At 72.1% G+C, this 717-nt stretch carries 1 protein-coding gene; it reads left to right on the top strand.

The annotated features are described in order from the left end of the window. Positions 1-57: 57 nt before the first annotated feature. Positions 58-717 (top strand): adenine nucleotide alpha hydrolase family protein (locus G6023_RS13990; protein WP_472986452.1); only part of this gene is annotated, 660 nt, incomplete at its 3' end.

Genomic DNA, 717 nt, shown 5'->3' with positions numbered 1-717 from the left:
GGCCGAACGCGCCCGCGTCGCCGGCCTCGGGCTCGCCCGCACCGGGATGGCCGCATCATGAGGGTCCTCGCCGCCATGAGCGGGGGAGTGGACTCCGCTGTCGCCGCCGCCCGAGCCGTCGCCGTCGGACACGATGTCGTGGGCGTCCACCTCGCACTCAGTGCGGATCCGGCGACCCTGCGAACGGGGTCGCGCGGGTGCTGCTCGCGGGAGGACGCGGGGGACGCCCGCCGGGTCGCCGACCTGCTGGGCATCCCGTTCTACGTGTGGGACTTCGCCGAGCGCTTCCGTGCCGACGTGATCGACGACTTCGTCGAGTCCTACGCCCGGGGTGAGACCCCCAACCCGTGCCTCCGGTGCAACGAACGCATCAAGTTCGAGGCCCTCCTCGACCGGGGCATGGCGCTCGGCTTCGACGCGGTCGCCACCGGCCACTACGCGCGGTTGTCGTCCGAGGAACTGCCCGACGGCACCCGGCGGCCGGTCCTGCGCCGCGCCGTGGACGACGCCAAGGACCAGTCGTACGTCCTCGGAGTGCTCACCCCGGAGCAGCTCGCTCACTCGATGTTCCCCCTCGGGGATTCACTCAAGTCGCAGGTCCGCGCCGAGGCAGAGGCCGGCGGGCTGCCCGTCGCCTCCAAGCCCGACAGCCATGACATCTGCTTCATCCCATCGGGCGACACCCGCGCCTTCCTCGGGGCGCGTATCGGCATGCGT

This window comes from Dietzia sp. DQ11-71, assembly GCF_014144995.1.
GTDB lineage: Bacteria > Actinomycetota > Actinomycetes > Mycobacteriales > Mycobacteriaceae > Dietzia > Dietzia kunjamensis.
Note: the sequence above shows the minus strand (reverse complement) of the source record. Positions and strands in the feature narration are given on the sequence as shown.